The following is a 23,203-nucleotide window of genomic DNA, read 5'->3' on the forward strand; positions in this document are numbered from 1 at the left end:
ATGTCGATTGAAGTTGGCAGCAAGTTGCAAGGGAAAGTAACAGGTATTACAAATTTCGGAGCGTTTGTTGAACTGCCTGGAGGATCAACAGGTCTTGTTCATATTAGCGAAGTAGCCGATAACTACGTGAAGGACATTAATGATCATCTGAAGGTTGGTGATCAAGTAGAAGTTAAAGTCATCAATGTTGAGAAAGATGGGAAAATCGGCTTGTCGATCAAAAAGGCTGTAGACCGTCCTCAATCATCAAGACCTGCGAGACCTAAAAATGATTTCCGCTCTAAAGAAACGTTTGAACAGAAAATGAATAAGTTTTTAAAAGACAGTGAAGATCGCTTATCGTCTCTAAAACGCAACACGGAATCAAAACGTGGAGGGCGCGGAGCAAGAAGAGGTTAACTTGCTGCTTTCTATATATACGAAAGGCATTCGTCTTATCCCAACGGATGCCTTTTTATTGTCTTATAAAATTTTTATTAAAATTTCTATTGACGGATAGGACAATCCTTTGTATTATAGAACTTGTGCGTTAAAAGAAATCAACAACATGGCGGTGTAGCTCAGCTGGCTAGAGCGTACGGTTCATACCCGTGAGGTCGGGGGTTCGATCCCCTCCGCCGCTACTTATATGAAGGCCCGTTGGTCAAGTGGTTAAGACACCGCCCTTTCACGGCGGTAACACGGGTTCGAATCCCGTACGGGTCATTCCGGAAACCGGCTTCTTCTGAAGCCGGTTTTTTTGCTGCATAAAAATACGCAAAATAACGGGAATGGACTCGACTTATCAAGAGTGATTGAAGCATGCTACAAAAAGCGTCGAACAGTTCTTTGAATTCATTACCTTCTTTTGACAAAATCCTATTTCATCTTTCGTTATAATGGCAAGCAACGAATAAACGAGTGGGAGATGAGAGCATGGAAAAAGCGGAAAGAAGAGTGAACAGCCCAATAGCTGGACCTGTTGTTCAAAAATTGTATTCATGGATTGGCAGCACGACGAAGCTTGTAATGCAGCATTTATATTCCCTCTTTTTTTATAAAGGGCTGATCTATATGATCATCGGTTTTTTATTGGGACGAGCCTTCATTCTGTCAGAGGTCATTCCCTTTGCTCTTCCATTTTTCGGAGCGATGCTTTTAATTAAAAAAGATAAAGCTTTTCTTGCATGCCTGGCACTTCTTGCCGGGGCTCTGAGCATATCGCCTCAGCATTCGCTGTTCGTGCTTGCGGCTCTGTTTGCATTTGCGATATGTTCCAAAATGACGTCTCTTATTATAAAAGATCGCGTCAGAACGCTGCCTGTCGTCGTCTTTTTAGCGATGGCTGTGACAAGATGCGGATTCGTATATGCCGAATACGGAACGGTTTCGGGTTATCACTATATTATGGCTTTTGTTGAAGCCGGGTTATCGTTTATCCTCACACTGATTTTTTTACAAAGCCTGCCGATTGTTACATCAAAGCGGGCGAAACAGTCGCTGAAAATTGAAGAGATCATTTGTTTTATGATTTTAATCGCTTCTGTTCTCACAGGTTTGACAGGCGTTTCTTTTCAAGGCATGCAGGCTGAACTGATATTGGCCCGTTATGTCGTGCTCGCTTTCGCGTTCATCGGGGGCGCGAGTATCGGCTGTACAGTCGGTGTTGTGACCGGGCTGATCCTCAGCCTTTCAAATATCGGCAATTTATATCAGATGAGCCTGCTGGCTTTTTCAGGCCTTCTCGGCGGTTTGTTAAAAGAAGGAAAAAAGTTCGGTGCTGCGGTCGGCTTATTGATCGGATCTCTATTGATTTCTCTGTACGGAGAAGGTTCAGCTGAACTTGTGCCGACGCTTTATGAATCACTGATTGCAATCGGTCTGTTCCTTTTAACCCCTCAGTCGATTACGAAAAAAGTGGCTAAGTATATACCGGGAACGACTGAACACGCTCAGGAACAGCAGCAATATGCAAGAAAAATCCGCGATGTCACCGCGCAGAAGGTCGATCAGTTTTCGAGTGTTTTTCACGCATTATCCGAAAGCTTCGCTACCTTTTATCATTCGGTTCCGGATGATGAAGGAAAAGAAAAAGAGATCGATCTGTTTTTGAGCACTGTAACAGAACACTCCTGCCAGTCCTGTTATAAAAAAAACAAGTGCTGGGTTCAGAACTTTGATAAAACATATGACTTGATGAAACGAGTTATGCAGGAAACAGAAGAAAAGCAATATTTTAAAAACCGCAAGCTGAAAAAGGAGTTTCATCAGCACTGCTCCAAATCAAAGCAAGTAGAAGCGCTGATGGAAGACGAGCTGTCTCATTTTAGGGCAAACCAGACATTAAAACAAAAGGTGCATGACAGCAGGCGTCTCGTCGCAGAGCAGCTGCTCGGGGTTTCTCAGGTCATGGCGGACTTTTCTCGGGAAATAAAAAGGGAGAGGGAGCAGCATTTTATTCAAGAAGAACAAATTCGGGATGCGCTGCAGCATTTCGGCATTGAAATTCAACAAGTCGAAATTTACAGCCTAGAGCAGGGAAATATCGATATCGAAATGAGTATCCCGTATTGCAACGGCCACGGGGAGTGTGAAAAAATCATCGCTCCGATGCTGTCCGATATTTTGGAAGAACAAATTATCGTCAAAGCGGAACAGTGCGCCGGCCATCCGAATGGATATTGTCATGTTGCTTTCGGTTCGGCGAAGTCATACAGGGTGGTGACGGGAGCCGCACATGCAGCAAAAGGAGGAGGGCTTGTCTCCGGCGACAGCTACAATATGATGGAGCTCGGCACCGGCAAATATGCGGCCGCCATCAGCGATGGTATGGGAAATGGCGCAAGGGCCCATTTTGAAAGCAATGAGACGATCAAGCTGTTGGAAAAGATTCTTCAGTCGGGCATCGACGAAAAAGTGGCGATTAAAACGATCAACAGCATTCTTTCATTAAGGACGACAGATGAAATATATTCGACATTGGATTTATCGGTCATCGATCTTCAGGATGCGAGCTGCAAGTTTTTGAAAATCGGCTCCACCCCGAGCTTTATTAAAAGAGGCGATCAGATTATCAAAGTGCAGGCCAGCAATCTGCCGATCGGCATCATTACAGAATTCGATGTTGATGTAGTCAGCGAGCAATTAAAAGCGGGAGACCTTTTGATTATGATGAGCGACGGAATCTTTGAAGGGCCTAGACATGTTGAAAATCATGATCTGTGGATGAAGCGTAAATTGAAATCTCTGAAAACCGAGGAGCCGCAGGAAATCGCCGACTTGATCATGGAAGAAGTGATTCGGACAAGGTCGGGTCTGATTGAGGACGATATGACGGTGATTGTTATCAAGCTGGACCATAATACGCCAAAGTGGGCCTCCATTCCGGCGCCGTCTTTTTTCCAAAAGAATCAAGAGATTTCTTAGCCTTCGTATAAATCAAATTTCTTCTGGCGATGATGGAACTAAATCAAGATATCTTTGTCCAGGAGGAATAAAAACGATGAAAAAGGGGCACTTGAATCAAATCCTGCTTTTGACGGACGGCTGTTCAAACCGCGGCGAAGACCCGCAGGCCATGGCCGCCTTTGCGAAGGAGCAGGGAATTACCGTGAATGTTATTGGGATTATGGACGAGCATGAAATGGATCAGGAGGCGATGAAAGAAGTTGAAGGGATCGCCCTCGCAGGCGGGGGAGTTCACCAGGTTGTTTACGCGTCGCAGCTGTCGCAGACTGTTCAAATGGTGACAAAAAAGGCGATGACGCAAACCCTTCAAGGCGTTGTCAATAGTGAGCTCAAACAAATTCTCGGCAAGCATACCGAAATGGATGAACTGCCTCCTGATAAACGCGGTGAAGTTATGGAAGTCGTAGATGAGCTCGGTGAGACCGTACATCTTCATGTATTGGTTCTTGTCGATACAAGCGCGAGCATGAATCCGAAGCTGCCGACTGTTAAAGAAGCATTGATAGACCTTTCCATCAGTCTCAATTCAAGAATCGGCGAAAATGAATTTGCGATGCTTATATTTCCCGGGAAAAAACAAGAGGTCGAGCTTGTGCTTGATTGGACCCCGAAGTTTGAATCTCTTTCTTCAATATTTTCCAAGCTTTCAGCCGGCGGCATTACGCCGACAGGACCCGCAATACGAGAGGCGATTCAGCATTTTAACAAAATCGGCTCAAGAAGGAGAATGTTAGAAGACGATGAAAAACACTTCGACGAGTTTGGCGGCTAGTCTAAAGCCGGGTGCAGCCGTTGTTGGAAAGTGGAACAATCATTCCTACAAGATCATCAGACAGCTTGGAAAAGGGGCGAATGGCGTTGTATATCTGGCCGATTCGGGAAAGGGCCGCGTTGCATTAAAAGTGAGCGATGACAGCCTGTCCATTACCTCGGAAGTGAATGTTCTGAAATCTTTCTCAAAGGCCCAGGCAAAAGCAATGGGGCCTTCTTTTTTTGATGTGGATGACATGATGGTTGCGGGTGCGGGCAAAAAACTTTCATTTTATGTCATGGAATATATTGAAGGTCCGCTTCTTTTAAGATATGTAAACGAAAAAGGCGAGGAATGGATACCGGTGCTAATCAGCCAGCTTCTCTCAAGTTTGTCGGCCATTCATCGCGAAGGATGGGTGTTTGGAGATTTAAAGCCCGAGAATTTAATCGTGACGGGCCCGCCGCCGCAAATCCGCTGCATTGATGTGGGCGGGACGACAAAAGAAGGCCGGGCAATCAAGGAATATACAGAGTTTTTTGACAGAGGCTATTGGGAATTTGGAACCCGTAAGGCTGAGCCTTCGTATGATCTGTTTTCAGTCGCCATGATTATGGTGAACTGTGCGGTGAAAAAAGAATTTAAAAAGACAGCAAGACCTCAGGAACAGCTTATGTCAGTCATCGACGGACAGCCGTTTTTAAAGCGGTATAAGCCGGTTCTTGCTTCTGCTTTAAAAGGAAGCTATCGAACAGCTGATGAAATGAAGGGAGACCTCCTGGCAATCGGACGGCCGGCCAGAATGCAAAGCAGCCGCCAGTCGAGAACCGCCCGCTCTTCATCGGCATCCGCCCCGTCTCAAGGCCCGCGGCATAAGCGGGGGACGCCTCAGCAGCAAATGTTAAGAAGCGGGCGCAGAAAGCAAAGAATCAGTTCTAAATCCGGCGGTGTTTTTGAAACGCTGCTGATCGTCGTAAGCGTTCTTGCCCTTTACTTTGCGTATATCGTTCTCTTTTTTATTTAGCTCTGCTTTGCTGGCGGATAGCTCTTCTTTGCAGGGACCGATTGAAAGTGTTAGGATATTTATATCTTTTGAAATACACCCTGCTCTTAGTGGGAGGACATTGTGAAAAGTATTGAAGATTTCATGAGAAAATACGAACTGTCATTTGATGGAGCGACACTGGTTGCAGGCGTCTCCGGCGGGCCTGATTCGATGGCGCTGCTGCATGCTCTGCAACGTACGGTTCCTGCCTCGGCGACGCTGATTGCCGCACACGTCGATCATATGTTCAGAGGCGAAGAGTCTGAGCATGATATGCGGTTCGTTCAGGACTACTGCGAGGCGGAAGGCATACAATGCGAGGCGGTGCAAATCGATGTCCAGACATTTGCCGCGGAAAACAATCTGAATAAACAGGCTGCTGCGAGAGAATGCCGGTATGCGTTTTTTCAAGAATTAATGAAAAGGCGCCGGGCTGAATACCTGGTTCTGGCTCATCATGGCGATGATCAGGTGGAAACGATGCTGATGAAGATGGCAAAAGGCACTGTCGGGCTCGGGCTTGCTGGAATTCAGCCAAAGCGCCGTTTTGACAGCGGCTGGCTGCTTAGGCCGTTTCTAAGGCTGTCAAAGGATGATCTTTTGGCTTACTGCAAAGAGAATCGAATACCGTATAGAACCGATCCGAGCAACAGTGAGGATGATTACACAAGGAACCGGTTCAGGCACCATGTTCTCCCTTTTCTGAAGAAAGAGTCGGAAGATGTCCATAAAAGGTTTCAATCCGTCAGTGAATTCCTGACAGAAGACGAATTATACTTACAGGCATTAACGAAAGACAAAATGAATACAGTAATCACAAGCAAGTCAAGTTCCGGTGTCGAAATCAGCATCGATCGGCTTCTTGCGCTCCCTATGCCTTTACAAAGAAGGGGAGTTCATCTAATATTAAACTATCTTTATGAAAACGTTCCATCAGCGTTTTCAGCCCATCATATTCAAGTGTTTCTGGATTGGATTTCACAAGGTGGACCATCCGGTTCCCTTGATTTTCCGAATGGGCTAAAAGTTGCAAAATCTTATCATACATGTTTGTTTACATTTCAGCGTTTACAATGTGAAAATGTTTCCTATCATTATGAAATAAGCGGGGCAGACGAAGAAGAACTGAAGCTTCCCGACGGCTCCTCCCTTCATGTGAGCGGACCCGGTTCAACCCGGAAACCGCAAGGAAACGATGTTTTTGCAACAAGTCCCAAGCAGGTTCAATTCCCCCTTTATGTACGGACAAGGCAAAACGGAGACCGAATCAAACTTAAAGGGATGAACGGCTCAAAAAAGGTTAAAGATATATTTATTGATGAAAAAGTGCCTCTTGCGAAAAGAGACAGCTGGCCCATTGTAACAGACGCGGTTGGAAACATTATTTGGATACCTGGTCTGAAAAAAACCATTTTTGAGGAACTTGATGTTACAAACAATGATCGCATTGTATTACAATATAGACAGCATGAAAAGTGTAGGGGGCTAGCAAAGAATGAAACAGGATATTGAAAATATCTTGATCTCAGAAGAAGAGATCCAAAAGAAAGTCAAGGAGCTGGGCGCAACTCTGACAGAAGAGTACAGCGGCAAGTTTCCGCTGGCAATCGGTGTGTTAAAGGGAGCCATGCCGTTTATGGCTGATCTTTTGAAGCATATTGATACATATTTGGAAATGGATTTCATGGATGTATCAAGCTACGGCAGTTCAACGGTTTCTTCCGGAGAGGTAAAAATCATTAAAGATTTGGACACATCTGTAGAGGGCCGTGACATCTTAATTATTGAGGATATCATCGACAGTGGGCTGACCTTGAGTTATCTTGTAGAGCTTTTCCGATACCGCAAAGCAAAATCGATTAAGATCGTAACCCTTCTTGATAAACCAAGCGGACGAAAAGCGGATATCAAAGCGGATTACGTCGGCTTTGAAGTTCCCGATGCATTCGTTGTCGGATATGGTCTCGATTATGCTGAACGCTATCGTAACCTTCCGTACATCGGAGTGCTGAAACCTGCGGTTTATGAGAGCTGATTCGGGCTTGTTAGCGAAAGGGATATCTGTTGTATTGGAACGATTTTCTATGATACTATTGAACATAGTTGTGCTTACTGTGGGAGGAGGTAAGGAATGAATCGGGTCTTCCGTAATACCATTTTTTATTTACTTATTTTATTAGTTGTGATCGGAGTTGTGAGCTACTTCCAAACCGCAAATCCGAAAACAGAAAATATGACGTATAGTGACTTTGTTTCAAACCTAGATAAAGGGAAGGTTGAAAATGTCTCCATCCAGCCTGTCAGGGGCGTGTACGAGGTTCGGGGACAGCTGACGACCTATGAGAAAGATCAATATTTCCTGACCCATGTTCCTGAAGGAAAAGGGGCAGATCAAATCATTGATCAAGTGAAAAAAACGAAGATACAAGTAGAACCTGCACAGGAAGCAAATGGATGGATGACGTTCTTTACCACCATCATCCCTTTTGTTATTATCTTCATTCTTTTCTTCTTCCTGCTTAATCAGGCTCAAGGCGGCGGAAGCCGTGTTATGAACTTTGGAAAAAGCAAGGCGAAGCTCTATACAGAAGAAAAGAAACGCGTCAAATTCAAAGATGTGGCAGGAGCGGATGAAGAAAAACAAGAGCTTGTGGAAGTCGTTGATTTCCTCAAGGATCCCCGCAAGTTCGCTGAACTCGGAGCAAGGATTCCGAAAGGCGTGCTTTTGGTCGGACCTCCGGGTACCGGTAAAACATTGCTGGCGAAAGCTTGTGCCGGAGAAGCAGGGGTGCCTTTCTTCAGCATCAGCGGTTCTGACTTCGTTGAAATGTTCGTCGGGGTTGGTGCATCACGTGTTCGCGACTTATTCGAAAACGCTAAGAAAAATGCACCGTGTCTGATTTTCATCGATGAAATTGATGCTGTCGGACGCCAGCGGGGAGCAGGTCTTGGTGGAGGGCACGATGAACGTGAACAGACGCTCAACCAGCTTCTTGTTGAAATGGACGGATTCAGCGCCAATGAAGGAATCATCATTATCGCTGCGACAAACCGCGCCGATATTTTAGACCCTGCATTGCTGCGTCCGGGACGTTTTGACCGTCAAATTACAGTTGACCGCCCAGATGTTAAAGGCCGTGAAGCTGTACTTCAAGTACACGCAAGAAACAAGCCGCTTGATGAATCCGTAAACTTAAAAGCGATCGCGATGCGGACGCCTGGATTCTCAGGTGCAGATCTTGAAAACCTTTTAAATGAAGCGGCTCTCGTAGCAGCGCGTCAAGATAAGAAAAAGATCGATATGCGAGACATCGATGAAGCGACAGACCGCGTCATCGCCGGACCTGCAAAGAAAAGCAGGGTCATTTCGAAAAAAGAACGCAATATCGTGGCTTATCACGAGGCGGGACACACTGTAATCGGACTTGTCTTGGATGAAGCGGATATGGTGCATAAAGTAACGATCGTACCGCGCGGCCAAGCGGGCGGATACGCCGTTATGCTTCCTAAGGAAGACCGTTATTTCCAAACCAAACCCGAACTTCTCGATAAGATCGTCGGCTTGCTTGGAGGCCGTGTAGCTGAAGAGATCATCTTCGGTGAGGTCAGCACGGGTGCCCATAACGACTTCCAGCGCGCTACAGGCATTGCCAGACGAATGGTAACTGAATTCGGTATGTCTGAAAAGCTCGGTCCTCTTCAATTCGGACAATCGCAAGGCGGGCAAGTGTTCTTGGGACGCGATTTCAACAATGACCAAAACTACAGCGACGCGATTGCGTATGAAATCGATAAAGAAATTCAGCGCTTCATTAAGGAATGTTATGAACGTGCAAAAACAATCCTTACTGAAAATCGCGACAAACTTGAGCTGATCGCTCAAACATTGTTGGAAGTTGAAACGCTCGACGCTGAGCAAATCAAACATTTGTCTGAGCACGGAAGACTTCCTGATCGCACATATTCGGATGATCAGGAAAAGACAGACGATGTGAAAGTCAACATCAATAAACGAGATGACGAAGAAAAAAACGAGGATGAGAAAGAATAACGACTTATTTCCGCCTCTTCAGGAAAACTGCCAAGCTCTGCTTTTGGCAGTTTTCTTTTTTTATGGTTAAAAAACCTCTTTGGAAAATCTTTGTTCACTACGATTTGATTCGTTTACAAACAGAATCGGCATCGTGTATTGTATGATGGTAGAATGTTTTATGCCCAAGTAAGAGAAACTAGTCAAAAGTGGTGATCAGAATGTTGCTTGTTATAGATGTGGGAAATACAAACACCGTCCTTGGCATCTACCACGAAGGAGAGCTCGAATATCATTGGCGGATTGAGACAAGCCGCCATAAAACGGAAGATGAATTCGGCATGCTTCTTCGTTCTTTATTTGATTATGTCGGACTGATGTTTGACCAGATCGAAGGAATTATTATTTCATCAGTTGTACCTCCGATCATGTTCTCCCTCGAAAGAATGTGTATTAAATATTTTCAGATCGAGCCTCAGATTGTCGGTCCGGGAATGAAAACAGGATTAAACATAAAATACGATAATCCGAAAGAAGTCGGAGCAGACCGCATTGTAAATGCAGTGGCGGCTATTCATCTCTATGGGAGCCCCCTGATTGTCGTTGATTTTGGAACCGCTACGACGTACTGTTATATTAACGAGCGCAAGGAGTACATGGGCGGTGCGATCGCGCCGGGCATCACGATTTCAACTGAAGCGCTTTATTCGAGAGCTGCCAAGCTTCCCAGAATTGAAATTGCACGGCCCGATCATATTGTCGGCAAAAGTACGGTCAGCGCGATGCAGTCCGGAATCCTTTACGGCTACGTCGGACAGGTTGAAGGCATTGTCAAACGGATGAAATGGCAGTCCAAGAAAAATCCGAAAGTCATTGCGACGGGAGGTCTTGCTTCCTTGATAGCAGACGAATCGGACTGCATCGATATCGTTGACCCGTTCCTTACATTGAAGGGACTAGAGCTTATTTATGAACGGAATCGTGTTGAAAGTGTATAGGAGGATGAGGTATGGATTATTTAGTGAAAGCCATCGCATATGACGGCAAAGTGAGAGCATATGCAGCGAATACAACAGAAACGATTCATGAAGCCCAAAGAAGGCATAACACATGGCCTACCGCTTCCGCCGCTTTAGGAAGAACGATGACGGCGGCTGTCATGCTCGGTGCCATGCTGAAAGGCGAAGACAAGCTTACCGTCAAGATTGAAGGAGGCGGACCTATCGGCGCGATTGTCGCTGACGGAAATGCAAAAGGAGATGTCAGGGGCTACGTGTCCAATCCGCACGTTCATTTTGACTTAAATGAACACGGCAAACTGGACGTCAGAAGAGCCGTCGGTACGTCCGGCACACTAAGCGTAGTAAAAGATCTCGGTCTCCGCGATTTATTTACAGGCCAGGTTGAGATCGTTTCCGGAGAAATCGGCGAGGATTTTACATATTATCTCGTATCTTCTGAACAGGTTCCTTCTTCGGTGGGGGTAGGGGTGCTCGTCAACCCCGACAATACGATTTTAGCTGCAGGCGGATTTATCCTTCAGCTGCTGCCGGGCACGGACGATGAAACAATCACGAAGCTTGAAACAAACCTTTCTCAAGTGGAGCCCATTTCAAAGCTGATTCAGAAAGGTTTGACACCTGAGGAAGTGCTGGCTGCGGTATTGGGAGAAGAACCGGAAATACTGGAAACCGTTCCTGTCCGGTTTACATGCAATTGTTCAAAAGAGCGTTTCTCAGGAGGCATCATCGGTCTTGGCAAAGATGAAATTCAACAGATGATTGATGAAGATGGCCAAGCTGAGGCTCAATGCCATTTTTGCAATGAAAAGTATCTGTTTACAAAGGAAGAGCTTGAAGCGCTTCGAGATGAAATATAAGCCCGCTATGCAGTAGCGGGTCTTTTACAATGGGGAAAGGGGAGACACCATATTGAAATCAAGAACACTTTGGCCGATTATTTTAGGTGCGATCTTTGTCAACTGTATCGTGATCGCGTATGTTTTGACGAAATCGCAGACTGCTTCTTCACCGTCCGCTCAAGAAGTCATTGCACATATCGGAAAAAACGGCATCACGCGTGAAGAATGGCTGAGCGAAATGGAAGAGCGCTATGGAAAATCAACGCTTGAAGATATGATCAACGACCGCGTTGTTACCCAAATGGCCGAAAAAAATAAGATCAAAGTGTCTGATGAAGACATTGAAAGAGAATTTCTGCTGATTAAAGCTGTATACAATTCCTTCTACGAAGACGAAGCCACAACAGAAAAAGAATGGAAAGAGCAGATCAAGCATAATATTCTTCTAGAAGAGCTCCTGACAAAAGATATTGTCATTTCTGACAGCGAATTGAAGTCATTCTATAACAAAAATAAGGACTTATATAAATTCGATGATTCTTATCGCCTCAAGCATATCGTTGTCAAAGATAAAGACGAAGCAGAACAAGTTCTTAAAGAGCTGAAGGAAGGATCCAGCTTTGAAGCGGCCGCGGCTGAACATTCGATTGACCGGTATACGTCTCCTTACGGCGGCGACCTCGGGTTCGTCAATGATCAGCACGAAAACATTCCGGCCGAATATTTAGAGAAAGCTGAGCAGCTAAAGGAAAATCAATGGGTGGATGAACCGATTAAAACGAGCCAAGGCTATGCAATCATCCAGCTCAAAGAAAAGCTCCCGGGGCAAGCTTTCACTTACAGCGAAGTGAAAAATCAAATCAGAAGGCAGATCGCGATGGATCAATTAGGCGACAAAGCTTCGGTGAAGACACTTTGGAAAGATGCGAAAGTATCTTGGTTTTATGACGATAAAAAATAAAGATTGACAAAATATTTTGATATTGATAAATTAGATATAATCCCAATAAAATTACTCGGAAATTGAGGTGTTCAAATGGTTCGCGTTGCAAACTCTGTTTATGACTTAATCGGAAATACACCTGTCGTTAAATTAAATCGACTAGTTGATGAAGACAGTGCTGAAGTATATGTGAAACTGGAGTATATGAACCCTGGAAGCAGCGTAAAAGACCGGATTGCGCTTGCCATGATAGAAGATGCTGAAGAGAAAGGCCTTCTGAAAGAAGGAGATACACTGATTGAACCGACCAGCGGAAATACGGGAATCGGACTTGCCATGGTCGCTGCAGCGAAGGGCATCAAAGCGATTCTTGTTATGCCTGATACAATGAGTTCTGAGCGCCGCAACCTTCTGCGTGCATATGGAGCTGAGCTTGTGCTGACTCCGGGTGCTGAAGGAATGAAAGGCGCGATTAAAAAAGCGGAAGAACTGGCTGAGGAGCACGGCTATTTTATGCCTCAGCAATTTAACAACCCTGCGAACTCAGAAGTTCACCGCCGCACAACGGGAAAAGAAATCGCCGAACAATTCGGAGACGGTTTAGATGCATTCATTGCAGGTATCGGAACCGGCGGAACGATAACAGGTGCCGGAGAAGTCCTGAAAGAAAAAAATCCGTCCATCAAGATTTTCGCGGTGGAACCGACTGATTCTCCTGTTCTTTCCGGAGGAAAACCAGGTCCGCACAAAATTCAGGGAATCGGAGCGGGATTCGTTCCGAAAATCTTGAATACGGAAATTTACGATGAAATCATCACAGTGAAAAACGAAGAAGCCTTTGAATTTGCCCGTAAAGCGGCGAGAGAAGAAGGAATTCTCGGAGGAATTTCTTCGGGTGCTGCGATCTGTGCTGCTCTTCAAGTCGCTAAAAAGCTTGGGAAAGGCAAAAAAGTTCTCGCTGTTCTTCCTAGTAACGGAGAGAGATACTTAAGCACGCCTCTTTATCAATTTGAATAGGCTCCAGTTGAAACAGAAGGCTGCCGACAATGTCGGCGGCCTTTTGTTTTTCGCGGGCGAAGCCTTTTAAAAGCTCGGTGTCCTTGAGTGAACATGCTCAAGGACTTTTTTCTATATTGGAAATGAAATTCTCTTTTCCTAGAAAAAAGATATGCATTACAATAAGGACATTAGACTAACGGCAGAGGAATGATATGATGAGACAACGAAGGCCTGTAGCCAGAGCGTTCCCATTTTCCAATCAACGGTTTTTAGAGCAATTTGAAAGCCTGTCGAAAGGAAAGCAATACCGCGTTCTGCTCGAAAGTGCGAGAGGCGGAGAATACAGCATAGCCGGGCTCGACCCTGTCGCAATAGCAAAAGGGAAAGACGGCATCACGACGATTCAATACAAAGGGGACATCATATTCAAAGAGGGGGATCCGTTTCAGCAGTTTTCTCAGTGGTTTGAAACGCTGAAAACGGAGACGGTTGCAGATTTTCCCGACTTTCAGGGCGGGGCTGTCGGTTTTCTAAGCTATGACTATGCCCGATATATTGAGAAATTCAAAATCCTGTCTATCGATGATCTGCAAACGCCGGATTTATTCTTTCTCGTATTTGATGATATAGCCGTCTATGATCATAAGCAGCAGCAGCTTTGGGTGATTACCCACACCGTTGAAGAATCGCCGGCCGCTTCGGAAGAGAAACTGGACAGGCTTGAGCAAATGTGGAAGACGGAACATCCGAAGACCGCTGGCGGTCATCAAACAAATGATAATAAAAGCCCGTCATTCGCAGCTTCATTTACAGAAGCCGGCTTTTCTCAGGCCGTTGAGAAGGTGAAGCAATACATTGCAAGCGGCGACGTATTTCAGGTGAACCTTTCTGTTCGCCAGTCGGAGCGCCTGTCTGCGCCTCCTTATGAGGTATACAAAATGTTAAGAGAAATCAACCCTTCGCCGTACATGTCCTACTTGGAAACCCCGGATTTTCAAATCATCTGCGGGTCGCCCGAACTGCTCATTAAGAAAAAGGGCACCAGGCTTGAGACAAGACCGATTGCCGGGACGAGATCCCGCGGGGCGGATGAAGCGGAGGATGAAGCGCTCGCGAACGAACTGATCATGAATGAAAAAGAGCGCGCCGAACATGTGATGCTCGTTGATTTAGAGCGTAATGACCTCGGCAGGGTCTCCAAGTACGGTTCGGTCAGGGTCGATGAATTCATGGTGATTGAGAAGTATTCCCATGTCATGCATATCGTCTCTAATGTGTGCGGGGAACTAAGGGACGAATGCGATGCCGTGGATGTCATCCATGCCGTGTTTCCCGGCGGTACGATTACAGGAGCGCCGAAAGTTAGAACGATGGAAATTATAGAGGAGCTTGAGCCGACGAGACGGGGGCTTTATACTGGTTCTATAGGATGGTTCGGATATAATCAGGATATGCACTTTAATATCGTTATCCGAACGATATATGTGAAAGCGGGCCAGGCGTTCATGCAGTCCGGAGCTGGAATCGTCATCGATTCCAACCCTAAGCATGAATATAAAGAGTCAATTAAAAAGGCCCTGGCGATGAAAAAGGCGCTGCAGTTGAGTGAAGAAGAGAAAAAAGAGCAGAGGAGAGCTGAGATATGATTCTAATGATCGACAATTACGATTCATTTACGTACAATTTGGTTCAGTATTTAGGTGAGCTTGGCGAGGAGTTAGTCGTCAAGCGGAACGATGAGATCACGCTTCAGGAAATAGAGGATATGTCGCCTGACTTTTTGATGATATCTCCCGGTCCTTGCAGTCCGGATGAGGCCGGGATCAGCCTTGAAGCGATCCGCCATTTTGCCGGGAAGATACCGATTTTCGGGGTCTGTCTCGGACATCAGTCGATCGCCCAGGTTTTCGGAGGCGATGTCGTCAGGGCGGAACGGTTAATGCATGGGAAAACTTCCGAGATCTTGCACGACGGGTTGACGGTCTTTAAAGACTTGGAACATCCGCTCACGGCCACGAGGTATCATTCGTTGATCGTCAAACCGGATACGCTGCCCGGTTGTTTTGTGACATCGGCTTGGACGGAAGAAGGGGAGATTATGGCCATCAGGCATAAAGAACTGCCTATTGAAGGCGTTCAGTTCCATCCGGAGTCGATTATGACTGCCTCCGGAAAAGAAATGCTGAAGAATTTTATTGAGACTTACCGAAAGAAAGTGAACACATGATCATTTACCTGAACGGTCAATATGTGAAGGAGGAGGAAGCAAGACTTTCTCCTTTTGACCATGGTTTTTTATACGGAATCGGGGTATTTGAAACGTTCCGCCTTTATGAAGGGGAGCCCTTCCTTTTAGACTGGCATATGGACAGACTGAACAACGCTTTGGAACAGCTGAGAATTGAGCTTGAGCTGACAAAAAGCGAAGTGCTTGCCATTCTTGACAGGCTGCTTCAGTTGAATCAGCCCCCAAATCTGGATGCCAAGGTCCGGTTAAATATATCTGCCGGTCCCGGTGACTCAGGTCTTTTTCCTGATTCATACAAAAAACCCGGTGTTATGGTGATGATGAATCCTTTTCATCCTGAATCGGTTCCGGTTGAAAAGGAGGGTGTCATTTTACAGGTCCGACGCAATACGCCAGAAGGTCCGTTCCGCTTGAAATCACATCACTTTTTAAATAATCTGTTCGGAAAAAGAGAGCTCGGACCAGACGCTGCCAAAGAAGGGATTTTTCTTACCGAAGGCGGAGCTGTAGCCGAAGGGATCATTTCCAACATTTTTTGGGAAAAAGACGGTTGTGTGTATACACCTTCTCTTGATACCGGCATATTAGGCGGCGTCACCCGGCGTTATGTCATCGAGCGCCTTGCAGATATGGGAATCGAAGTTATGCAGGGGGTATACCCTTTAAAGGAGCTTCTCTTTGCGGACGAAGCATGGATGACCAATTCCGTTCAGGAAATCGTTCCATTCCGGAGAATCGGCAGCACTCAATTTCCGGGAAAGGATGGAAATTTGTCGAAACGTCTGCAAGAGGCATACACTAACGATAGAAAAGCAGCAAAAGACTATATTTCAATTAAAGGGTGAAGGATATGGCGCTTCAAACAGCGGTGCGTTCAAAGAAGTTGACCGCAAAGCAATACACATTGTCTTATGAAGATAAAACATTGATCATGGGGATTTTAAATGTGACGCCCGATTCTTTTTCAGACGGCGGAAAATATAACAGCATCGACCGCGCCGTTATTCATGCAAAGCAAATGATCGAAGACGGCGCCCATATCCTTGATATCGGAGGAGAATCAACGAGGCCGGGGGCGGAAAAGGTTTCTCTTGATGAGGAGCTGTCAAGGGTCATACCTGTAATTGAAAAACTTGTTCAGGAAATCGACGTGCCGATTTCTGTTGACACTTATAAAGCAAAAGTGGCGGATGAAGCCCTTAAGGCCGGTGCAGCGATTATCAATGATGTCTGGGGAGCAAAAGCAGACCATGACATGGCCCGGGTTGCGGCCGCTCATAATGTGCCGATTATCTTGATGCATAACCGCGAGGAACGGAATTATAAGGACTTGATCCCGGACATGCTGTCTGATTTGATGGAATGTGTGAGCATTGCAAAATCAGCAGGCGTTCAAGATCATCACATCGTACTTGATCCGGGTATCGGCTTTGCCAAAACGTATCATGACAATCTGGCGGTCATGAACCAGCTTGAGAAATTCAGCGAACTCGGATACCCGGTTTTATTGGGGACGTCACGCAAAAAATTTATCGGCCGTGTTCTGGATCTGCCGCCTGAGGAGAGGGCGGAAGGCACGGGCGCGACGGTATGCCTCGGTATTCAAAAAGGGTGCGATATCGTCAGGGTGCATGACGTCAAGCAAATTTCCAGGATGGCAAAAATGATGGATGCCATGATTGATAAAGGAGGCGTTTATCATCGATAAAGTGTATGTAGAGGGCATGGAGTTTTACGGATATCACGGTGTTTTCAAAGAAGAAAACAAACTTGGCCAAAGATTCCGCGTTGATCTGACAGCATTTCTAGACTTAAGCGAAGCCGGAAAAACGGATCGTATTGATGCCACCATTAATTATGCTGATTTGTATAAGCTGTGCAAAGAGGTTGTGGAGGGAGAGCCGGTCAACCTTGTGGAGACCCTCGCAGAAACGATTGCCGCAAAAGTGCTGAAGCATTTTGAAGCGGTTCAGGAATGCACGGTCAAAGTCGTCAAGCCTGACCCGCCTATACCGGGACACTATAAATCGGTGGCCATCGAGATGACGAGGAAACGACAATGAACAATTCGGCATATATAGCGCTCGGCTCGAATATCGGCCAGCGGGAAGAATATTTAAAAAAAGCTGTCTCTCTCCTCCATCAACATCCGTCTGTACAGGTGACAGACATCTCGTCGATTTATGAAACAGATCCTGTCGGGTATACAGACCAAGATCTATTTTTAAACATGGCTGCAGCTGTTAAAACATCTCTTTCACCGTTTGAATTGCTTGATTTGACTCAGCGTATTGAAAAAGAACTCGGCCGCAAACGCGACATCAGATGGGGGCCGAGAACTGCAGACCTTGACATTTTGTTGTATAATCGTGAAAATATTGAGACAGAGCAACTTATCGTTCCTCATCCTAGAATGCATGAACGTTTGTTTGTGCTCATCCCGCTGCTGGAGATTTATCCCGAGCTTGAGGGAGCTGTCAATCATGCGAAAAATCAAGAAGGTGTAAGAGTATGGAAGCAGAAATCTGGGGTAGACGAATTCGTGCATATCGAAAGCTGAAGGGTTATACTCAAGAAGGGTTTGCAAAAGCATTGGGTATATCCGTTTCTGTGCTTGGTGAAGTAGAACGCGGGAATCGTATGCCGTCGGAGAGCATGCTCAGGGATGTAGCCAATACTTTAAATATAACAGTGGAGGAATTATCTCCATCAGAAGAATAAGAAAGGAGGACTAAAAATGTTTAAAATCGGTGATATAGAATTAAAAAACAGGGTTGTGCTTGCGCCGATGGCCGGTGTCTGCAACTCCGCCTTCCGCTTGACGGTTAAGGAATTCGGAGCGGGTTTGGTCTGCGCCGAAATGGTCAGCGATAAAGCGATCCTTTACAATAATGCAAAAACAATGGGAATGCTTTATATCGATGAACGTGAAAAACCGCTCAGCCTGCAGATCTTCGGCGGCGAAAAAGAAACGCTTGTCGAAGCGGCGAGGTTTGTTGACCAAAACACAACTGCGGATATTATTGATATAAACATGGGATGTCCGGTGCCAAAGATTACAAAATGTGATGCAGGAGCCAAATGGCTGCTTGATCCGAATAAAATTTATGAAATGGTTTCTGCAGTAGTGGAGGCTGTTGACAAGCCGGTGACCGTAAAAATGAGAATGGGCTGGGATGAAGACCATATCTTTGCCGTTGAGAATGCGAAAGCTGTAGAGCGCGCAGGCGGAAAAGCGGTCGCTCTTCACGGGCGGACCCGCGTGCAAATGTACGAAGGAACGGCAAATTGGGATATTATCAAAGAAGTGAAGCAGTCCGTTTCAATACCGGTAATCGGAAACGGTGATGTCAAAACTCCGCAAGATGCAAAACGCATGCTTGATGAAACAGGGGTTGACGGTGTCATGATCGGCCGTGCAGCGCTGGGTAACCCGTGGATGATTTACCGTACGGTTCACTATTTAGAAACAGGCGAATTGAAAGATGAGCCGAAAGTGCGTGAGAAAATGTCTGTCTGCAAACTTCACCTTGACCGATTAATCGGACTGAAAGGCGAAAATGTTGCGGTTCGCGAAATGAGAAAGCACGCAGCCTGGTATTTAAAAGGCATAAGAGGAAACGCAAAGGTCCGGAATGAAATTAATCATTGCGAAACGAGGGATGAGCTCGTTCAGCTTTTAGACGCGTTTACGATTGAAGCCGAGGCAAAAGAGCTTCAGGATGCAAAAGTAGGATAAATCCGACCTCTGCTCACTGCCAGTTTTCACTGGCAGTTTTTCTGCTTTTTTCCTGAAAGACTAAAAGTAACGGAGTGATATATGATGAGTCATGAAGAGCATAACCATGAAGAATTAAACGACCAGCTGCAAGTCAGACGCGATAAAATGAATCAATTGAGAGAAAACGGGAAAGATCCTTTCGGGCAGCGTTTTGACCGCACCCATCAATCAACTGATCTCATTGAATCATATAATGAATTCTCAAAAGAAGAATTAGAGGAAAAAGCAATTGAAGTGACGATTGCCGGCCGGATGATGACAAAGCGTGGAAAAGGAAAAGCGGGATTCGCGCACATTCAGGATTTAAAGGGCCAGATTCAGATCTATGTCAGGAAAGACAGTGTCGGTGAAGAGCAGTACGAATGGTTTAAAAGCTCTGACCTCGGGGACATTGTCGGCGTTACAGGCGTCATGTTTAAAACGAATGTTGGCGAATTGTCTGTCAAAGCTACATCCTTTGATTTATTAACAAAAGCACTTCGTCCGCTTCCGGACAAATATCACGGATTAAAAGACATCGAACAGCGCTACCGTCAGCGTTATTTGGACTTGATCGTAAACCCGGAAAGCAAAAATACGTTTATTACGCGCAGCAAAATCATTCAATCGATGAGAAGATACTTAGATGACCACGGATACTTAGAAGTTGAGACGCCTACGATGCACGCGATTCCGGGCGGAGCGTCTGCCCGTCCGTTCATTACGCATCATAATGCGCTTGATATGCCGCTTTACATGAGGATCGCTATCGAGCTCCATTTGAAAAGGCTGATTGTCGGCGGATTGGAAAAAGTCTATGAAATCGGACGTGTATTCAGAAATGAAGGAGTTTCCACACGGCACAATCCTGAATTTACAATGATTGAACTTTACGAAGCTTATGCTGACTATAAAGATATTATGAGCTTGACGGAAAACCTTATCGCTCATATTGCACAAGAAGTGCTTGGCACTACAACCGTTCAATACGGAGATTATGAAGTTGACCTCAAGCCTGAATGGAAGAGACTTCATATGGTCGATGCTGTTAAAGAAGCCACCGGTGTAGACTTCTGGAAAGAAGTATCGGTAGAAGAAGCAAGAACATTCGCGAAAGAACACGGAATTGAAATTTCTGAAAGCATGTCAGTAGGACATATCATTAATGAGTTCTTCGAGCAAAAAGTTGAAGAAACGTTGATTCAGCCTACTTTTATATACGGACACCCTGTGGAGATTTCTCCGCTTGCTAAGAAAAACCCTGAAGACCCTCGATTTACAGACCGTTTTGAGCTGTTTATCGTCGGCCGTGAACACGCGAATGCATTTACTGAATTAAATGATCCTATCGACCAAAAAGAACGCTTTGAAGCTCAATTAAAAGAACGTGAAGAAGGAAACGATGAAGCGCATATGATGGATGAAGACTTTGTCGAAGCACTGGAGTACGGAATGCCTCCTACCGGCGGTCTTGGAATCGGCATTGACAGACTGATTATGCTTTTGACGAATTCTCCTTCAATCAGGGACGTTTTACTATTCCCGCAAATGAGACATCGTTAAATGACGTTTGGGCAGCAGCCGTGTAACAAGCGGCTGCTGCGCATTTAAAACAAATTAAATTTTTTCTCAAAAAAGTATTGCACAATCATAAATACGGTGGTATATTATTATTCGTTGCCGCAAAACGGCGGCGAAAGAAAAAAAGAACTTAAAAAAAGTTCTTGACTTAATATCCGAGATTGGATATAATATAAAAGTCGCTTTAATAATGATCTTTGAAAACTAAACAAGACAAACGTACCTGTTAATTCATTAAATAAATCGTACATGCGAATGTGCGTAGTCATTATCAAACTTCATGGAGAGTTTGATCCTGGCTCAGGACGAACGCTGGCGGCGTGCCTAATACATGCAAGTCGAGCGGACAGATGGGAGCTTGCTCCCTGATGTTAGCGGCGGACGGGTGAGTAACACGTGGGTAACCTGCCTGTAAGACTGGGATAACTCCGGGAAACCGGGGCTAATACCGGATGCTTGATTGAACCGCATGGTTCAATTATAAAAGGTGGCTTTTAGCTACCACTTACAGATGGACCCGCGGCGCATTAGCTAGTTGGTGAGGTAACGGCTCACCAAGGCAACGATGCGTAGCCGACCTGAGAGGGTGATCGGCCACACTGGGACTGAGACACGGCCCAGACTCCTACGGGAGGCAGCAGTAGGGAATCTTCCGCAATGGACGAAAGTCTGACGGAGCAACGCCGCGTGAGTGATGAAGGTTTTCGGATCGTAAAACTCTGTTGTTAGGGAAGAACAAGTACCGTTCGAATAGGGCGGTACCTTGACGGTACCTAACCAGAAAGCCACGGCTAACTACGTGCCAGCAGCCGCGGTAATACGTAGGTGGCAAGCGTTGTCCGGAATTATTGGGCGTAAAGCGCGCGCAGGCGGTTTCTTAAGTCTGATGTGAAAGCCCCCGGCTCAACCGGGGAGGGTCATTGGAAACTGGGGAACTTGAGTGCAGAAGAGGAGAGTGGAATTCCACGTGTAGCGGTGAAATGCGTAGAGATGTGGAGGAACACCAGTGGCGAAGGCGACTCTCTGGTCTGTAACTGACGCTGAGGCGCGAAAGCGTGGGGAGCGAACAGGATTAGATACCCTGGTAGTCCACGCCGTAAACGATGAGTGCTAAGTGTTAGAGGGTTTCCGCCCTTTAGTGCTGCAGCAAACGCATTAAGCACTCCGCCTGGGGAGTACGGTCGCAAGACTGAAACTCAAAGGAATTGACGGGGGCCCGCACAAGCGGTGGAGCATGTGGTTTAATTCGAAGCAACGCGAAGAACCTTACCAGGTCTTGACATCCTCTGACAACCCTAGAGATAGGGCTTCCCCTTCGGGGGCAGAGTGACAGGTGGTGCATGGTTGTCGTCAGCTCGTGTCGTGAGATGTTGGGTTAAGTCCCGCAACGAGCGCAACCCTTGATCTTAGTTGCCAGCATTCAGTTGGGCACTCTAAGGTGACTGCCGGTGACAAACCGGAGGAAGGTGGGGATGACGTCAAATCATCATGCCCCTTATGACCTGGGCTACACACGTGCTACAATGGGCAGAACAAAGGGCAGCGAAGCCGCGAGGCTAAGCCAATCCCACAAATCTGTTCTCAGTTCGGATCGCAGTCTGCAACTCGACTGCGTGAAGCTGGAATCGCTAGTAATCGCGGATCAGCATGCCGCGGTGAATACGTTCCCGGGCCTTGTACACACCGCCCGTCACACCACGAGAGTTTGTAACACCCGAAGTCGGTGAGGTAACCTTTTGGAGCCAGCCGCCGAAGGTGGGACAGATGATTGGGGTGAAGTCGTAACAAGGTAGCCGTATCGGAAGGTGCGGCTGGATCACCTCCTTTCTAAGGATATTATACGGAATATAAGACCTTGCGGTCTTATAGACAGGTGCGTTTAGATCTTGTTTAGTTTTGAAGGATCATTCCTTCAAAGCGTGTTCTTTGAAAACTAGATAACAGTAGACATCACATTCAATTAGTAATGCAAGATATCACGTAGTGATTCTTTTTAACGGTTAAGTTAGAAAGGGCGCACGGTGGATGCCTTGGCACTAGGAGCCGATGAAGGACGGGACGAACACCGATATGCTTCGGGGAGCTGTAAGCAAGCTTTGATCCGGAGATTTCCGAATGGGGAAACCCACTGCTCGTAATGGAGCAGTATCCATATCTGAATTCATAGGATATGAGAAGGCAGACCCGGGGAACTGAAACATCTAAGTACCCGGAGGAAGAGAAAGCAAATGCGATTCCCTGAGTAGCGGCGAGCGAAACGGGAACAGCCCAAACCAAGAGGCTTGCCTCTTGGGGTTGTAGGACACTCTGTACGGAGTTACAAAAGAACGAGGTAGATGAAGAGGCCTGGAAAGGCCCGCCATAGGAGGTAACAGCCCTGTAGTCAAAACTTCGTTCTCTCCTGAGTGGATCCTGAGTACGGCGGAACACGTGAAATTCCGTCGGAATCCGGGAGGACCATCTCCCAAGGCTAAATACTCCCTAGTGACCGATAGTGAACCAGTACCGTGAGGGAAAGGTGAAAAGTACCCCGGAAGG

The 23,203-nt window shown here is 46.1% G+C and carries 20 protein-coding genes, 2 tRNA genes and 2 rRNA genes (1 of these 24 running past the window's edge); all 24 read left to right on the forward strand.

Translation table 11 applies throughout. The annotated features are described in order from the left end of the window. A complete protein-coding gene (locus M1D59_RS00400; protein ID WP_003178226.1) occupies nucleotides 1–399 on the forward strand; it encodes a S1 domain-containing RNA-binding protein in 399 nt (132 codons plus the stop codon). A gap of 150 nt (nucleotides 400–549) precedes the next feature. Then, a tRNA-Met gene (locus M1D59_RS00405) sits at nucleotides 550–623 on the forward strand. Between the two features lie 10 nt (nucleotides 624–633). Next, a tRNA-Glu gene (locus tag M1D59_RS00410) sits at nucleotides 634–705 on the forward strand. Nucleotides 706–915: 210 nt separating this feature from the next. Then, nucleotides 916–3,405 carry a stage II sporulation protein E gene (gene spoIIE / locus M1D59_RS00415; protein WP_020449819.1) on the forward strand — a complete coding sequence of 830 codons (2,490 nt, stop codon included), beginning with the start codon at nucleotides 916–918 and terminating at the stop codon, nucleotides 3,403–3,405. A gap of 76 nt (nucleotides 3,406–3,481) precedes the next feature. Then, the gene (locus M1D59_RS00420; RefSeq protein WP_020449820.1) at nucleotides 3,482–4,219 is read left to right on the forward strand and encodes a vWA domain-containing protein; all 738 of its coding nucleotides are present in this window, start codon (nucleotides 3,482–3,484) and stop codon (nucleotides 4,217–4,219) included. Beyond that, the gene (locus M1D59_RS00425) at nucleotides 4,188–5,222 is read left to right on the forward strand and encodes a protein kinase domain-containing protein (protein WP_080131196.1); all 1,035 of its coding nucleotides are present in this window, start codon (nucleotides 4,188–4,190) and stop codon (nucleotides 5,220–5,222) included. Before M1D59_RS00420 ends, M1D59_RS00425 begins: the two co-directional genes overlap by 32 nt. Before the next feature lie 102 nt (nucleotides 5,223–5,324). Then, complete coding sequence (gene tilS, locus M1D59_RS00430) at nucleotides 5,325–6,755, forward strand: tRNA lysidine(34) synthetase TilS (RefSeq protein ID WP_080131197.1); 1,431 nt, start codon at nucleotides 5,325–5,327, stop codon at nucleotides 6,753–6,755. Then, nucleotides 6,739–7,278: a hypoxanthine phosphoribosyltransferase gene (hpt, locus tag M1D59_RS00435; protein WP_003178236.1), complete on the forward strand. Its 540-nt coding sequence runs from the start codon at nucleotides 6,739–6,741 to the stop codon at nucleotides 7,276–7,278. The genes tilS and hpt overlap by 17 nt, the downstream gene beginning before the upstream one ends. A 96-nt stretch (nucleotides 7,279–7,374) precedes the next feature. Beyond that, entirely contained in the window at nucleotides 7,375–9,294 is a 1,920-nt protein-coding gene (gene ftsH, locus M1D59_RS00440) for an ATP-dependent zinc metalloprotease FtsH (protein WP_020449823.1), read from the forward strand. A gap of 200 nt (nucleotides 9,295–9,494) precedes the next feature. Beyond that, nucleotides 9,495–10,271, forward strand: a complete 777-nt coding sequence (locus M1D59_RS00445; RefSeq protein WP_003178242.1) for a type III pantothenate kinase — start codon at nucleotides 9,495–9,497, stop codon at nucleotides 10,269–10,271. Nucleotides 10,272–10,282: 11 nt separating this feature from the next. Then, nucleotides 10,283–11,152: an Hsp33 family molecular chaperone HslO gene (gene hslO / locus M1D59_RS00450; protein WP_020449824.1), complete on the forward strand. Its 870-nt coding sequence runs from the start codon at nucleotides 10,283–10,285 to the stop codon at nucleotides 11,150–11,152. A gap of 52 nt (nucleotides 11,153–11,204) precedes the next feature. Then, nucleotides 11,205–12,095: a peptidyl-prolyl cis-trans isomerase gene (locus tag M1D59_RS00455; protein ID WP_020449825.1), complete on the forward strand. Its 891-nt coding sequence runs from the start codon at nucleotides 11,205–11,207 to the stop codon at nucleotides 12,093–12,095. A gap of 75 nt (nucleotides 12,096–12,170) precedes the next feature. Then, nucleotides 12,171–13,094, forward strand: a complete 924-nt coding sequence (gene cysK / locus M1D59_RS00460) for a cysteine synthase A (RefSeq protein WP_020449826.1) — start codon at nucleotides 12,171–12,173, stop codon at nucleotides 13,092–13,094. 197 nt (nucleotides 13,095–13,291) lie between these two features. Further along, entirely contained in the window at nucleotides 13,292–14,722 is a 1,431-nt protein-coding gene (locus M1D59_RS00465; protein ID WP_041817136.1) for an anthranilate synthase component I family protein, read from the forward strand. Next, nucleotides 14,719–15,303 (forward strand): aminodeoxychorismate/anthranilate synthase component II, encoded by a 585-nt coding sequence (pabA, locus tag M1D59_RS00470; protein WP_023855970.1) that lies wholly within the window; start codon nucleotides 14,719–14,721, stop codon nucleotides 15,301–15,303. Before M1D59_RS00465 ends, pabA begins: the two co-directional genes overlap by 4 nt. Further along, the gene (pabC, locus tag M1D59_RS00475) at nucleotides 15,300–16,169 is read left to right on the forward strand and encodes an aminodeoxychorismate lyase (protein ID WP_020449829.1); all 870 of its coding nucleotides are present in this window, start codon (nucleotides 15,300–15,302) and stop codon (nucleotides 16,167–16,169) included. Before pabA ends, pabC begins: the two co-directional genes overlap by 4 nt. A 5-nt stretch (nucleotides 16,170–16,174) precedes the next feature. Further along, nucleotides 16,175–17,032: a dihydropteroate synthase gene (gene folP / locus M1D59_RS00480; RefSeq protein WP_020449830.1), complete on the forward strand. Its 858-nt coding sequence runs from the start codon at nucleotides 16,175–16,177 to the stop codon at nucleotides 17,030–17,032. Next, entirely contained in the window at nucleotides 17,025–17,387 is a 363-nt protein-coding gene (gene folB / locus M1D59_RS00485; RefSeq protein WP_023855968.1) for a dihydroneopterin aldolase, read from the forward strand. Before folP ends, folB begins: the two co-directional genes overlap by 8 nt. After that, nucleotides 17,384–17,884 (forward strand): 2-amino-4-hydroxy-6-hydroxymethyldihydropteridine diphosphokinase, encoded by a 501-nt coding sequence (gene folK, locus M1D59_RS00490; protein ID WP_020449832.1) that lies wholly within the window; start codon nucleotides 17,384–17,386, stop codon nucleotides 17,882–17,884. The genes folB and folK overlap by 4 nt, the downstream gene beginning before the upstream one ends. Continuing rightward, nucleotides 17,836–18,045 (forward strand): helix-turn-helix domain-containing protein, encoded by a 210-nt coding sequence (locus M1D59_RS00495; protein ID WP_031304995.1) that lies wholly within the window; start codon nucleotides 17,836–17,838, stop codon nucleotides 18,043–18,045. The genes folK and M1D59_RS00495 overlap by 49 nt, the downstream gene beginning before the upstream one ends. A 16-nt stretch (nucleotides 18,046–18,061) precedes the next feature. Further along, nucleotides 18,062–19,063: a tRNA dihydrouridine synthase DusB gene (dusB, locus tag M1D59_RS00500; RefSeq protein ID WP_020449833.1), complete on the forward strand. Its 1,002-nt coding sequence runs from the start codon at nucleotides 18,062–18,064 to the stop codon at nucleotides 19,061–19,063. Between the two features lie 84 nt (nucleotides 19,064–19,147). After that, nucleotides 19,148–20,647 (forward strand): lysine--tRNA ligase, encoded by a 1,500-nt coding sequence (gene lysS, locus M1D59_RS00505; protein WP_023855967.1) that lies wholly within the window; start codon nucleotides 19,148–19,150, stop codon nucleotides 20,645–20,647. A 295-nt stretch (nucleotides 20,648–20,942) separates the two neighbouring features. Then, nucleotides 20,943–22,492, forward strand: a 16S ribosomal RNA gene (locus M1D59_RS00510). A gap of 171 nt (nucleotides 22,493–22,663) precedes the next feature. Beyond that, a 23S ribosomal RNA gene (locus tag M1D59_RS00515) occupies nucleotides 22,664–23,203 on the forward strand; it runs 2,390 nt beyond the window's last position. Together the 16S and 23S rRNA genes form the textbook arrangement of a ribosomal RNA operon.

It is taken from the genome of Bacillus sp. PK6-026 (genome assembly GCF_054161455.1).

Bases quoted from the DNA above. Each gene is read 5' to 3' on its own strand.
- M1D59_RS00425 (WP_080131196.1), top strand. From the start codon at position 4,188: ATGAAAAACACTTCGACGAGTTTGGCGGCTAGTCTAAAGCCGGGTGCA.
- M1D59_RS00465 (WP_041817136.1), top strand. From the start codon at position 13,292: ATGAGACAACGAAGGCCTGTAGCCAGAGCGTTCCCATTTTCCAATCAA.
- folP (WP_020449830.1), top strand. From the start codon at position 16,175: ATGGCGCTTCAAACAGCGGTGCGTTCAAAGAAGTTGACCGCAAAGCAA.
- folK (WP_020449832.1), top strand. From the start codon at position 17,384: ATGAACAATTCGGCATATATAGCGCTCGGCTCGAATATCGGCCAGCGG.
- spoIIE (WP_020449819.1), top strand. From the start codon at position 916: ATGGAAAAAGCGGAAAGAAGAGTGAACAGCCCAATAGCTGGACCTGTT.
- hslO (WP_020449824.1), top strand. From the start codon at position 10,283: ATGGATTATTTAGTGAAAGCCATCGCATATGACGGCAAAGTGAGAGCA.
- dusB (WP_020449833.1), top strand. From the start codon at position 18,062: ATGTTTAAAATCGGTGATATAGAATTAAAAAACAGGGTTGTGCTTGCG.
- cysK (WP_020449826.1), top strand. From the start codon at position 12,171: ATGGTTCGCGTTGCAAACTCTGTTTATGACTTAATCGGAAATACACCT.
- M1D59_RS00400 (WP_003178226.1), top strand. From the start codon at position 1: ATGTCGATTGAAGTTGGCAGCAAGTTGCAAGGGAAAGTAACAGGTATT.
- hpt (WP_003178236.1), top strand. From the start codon at position 6,739: ATGAAACAGGATATTGAAAATATCTTGATCTCAGAAGAAGAGATCCAA.
- pabC (WP_020449829.1), top strand. From the start codon at position 15,300: ATGATCATTTACCTGAACGGTCAATATGTGAAGGAGGAGGAAGCAAGA.
- M1D59_RS00445 (WP_003178242.1), top strand. From the start codon at position 9,495: ATGTTGCTTGTTATAGATGTGGGAAATACAAACACCGTCCTTGGCATC.
- pabA (WP_023855970.1), top strand. From the start codon at position 14,719: ATGATTCTAATGATCGACAATTACGATTCATTTACGTACAATTTGGTT.
- lysS (WP_023855967.1), top strand. From the start codon at position 19,148: ATGAGTCATGAAGAGCATAACCATGAAGAATTAAACGACCAGCTGCAA.
- M1D59_RS00420 (WP_020449820.1), top strand. From the start codon at position 3,482: ATGAAAAAGGGGCACTTGAATCAAATCCTGCTTTTGACGGACGGCTGT.
- ftsH (WP_020449823.1), top strand. From the start codon at position 7,375: ATGAATCGGGTCTTCCGTAATACCATTTTTTATTTACTTATTTTATTA.
- M1D59_RS00495 (WP_031304995.1), top strand. From the start codon at position 17,836: ATGGAAGCAGAAATCTGGGGTAGACGAATTCGTGCATATCGAAAGCTG.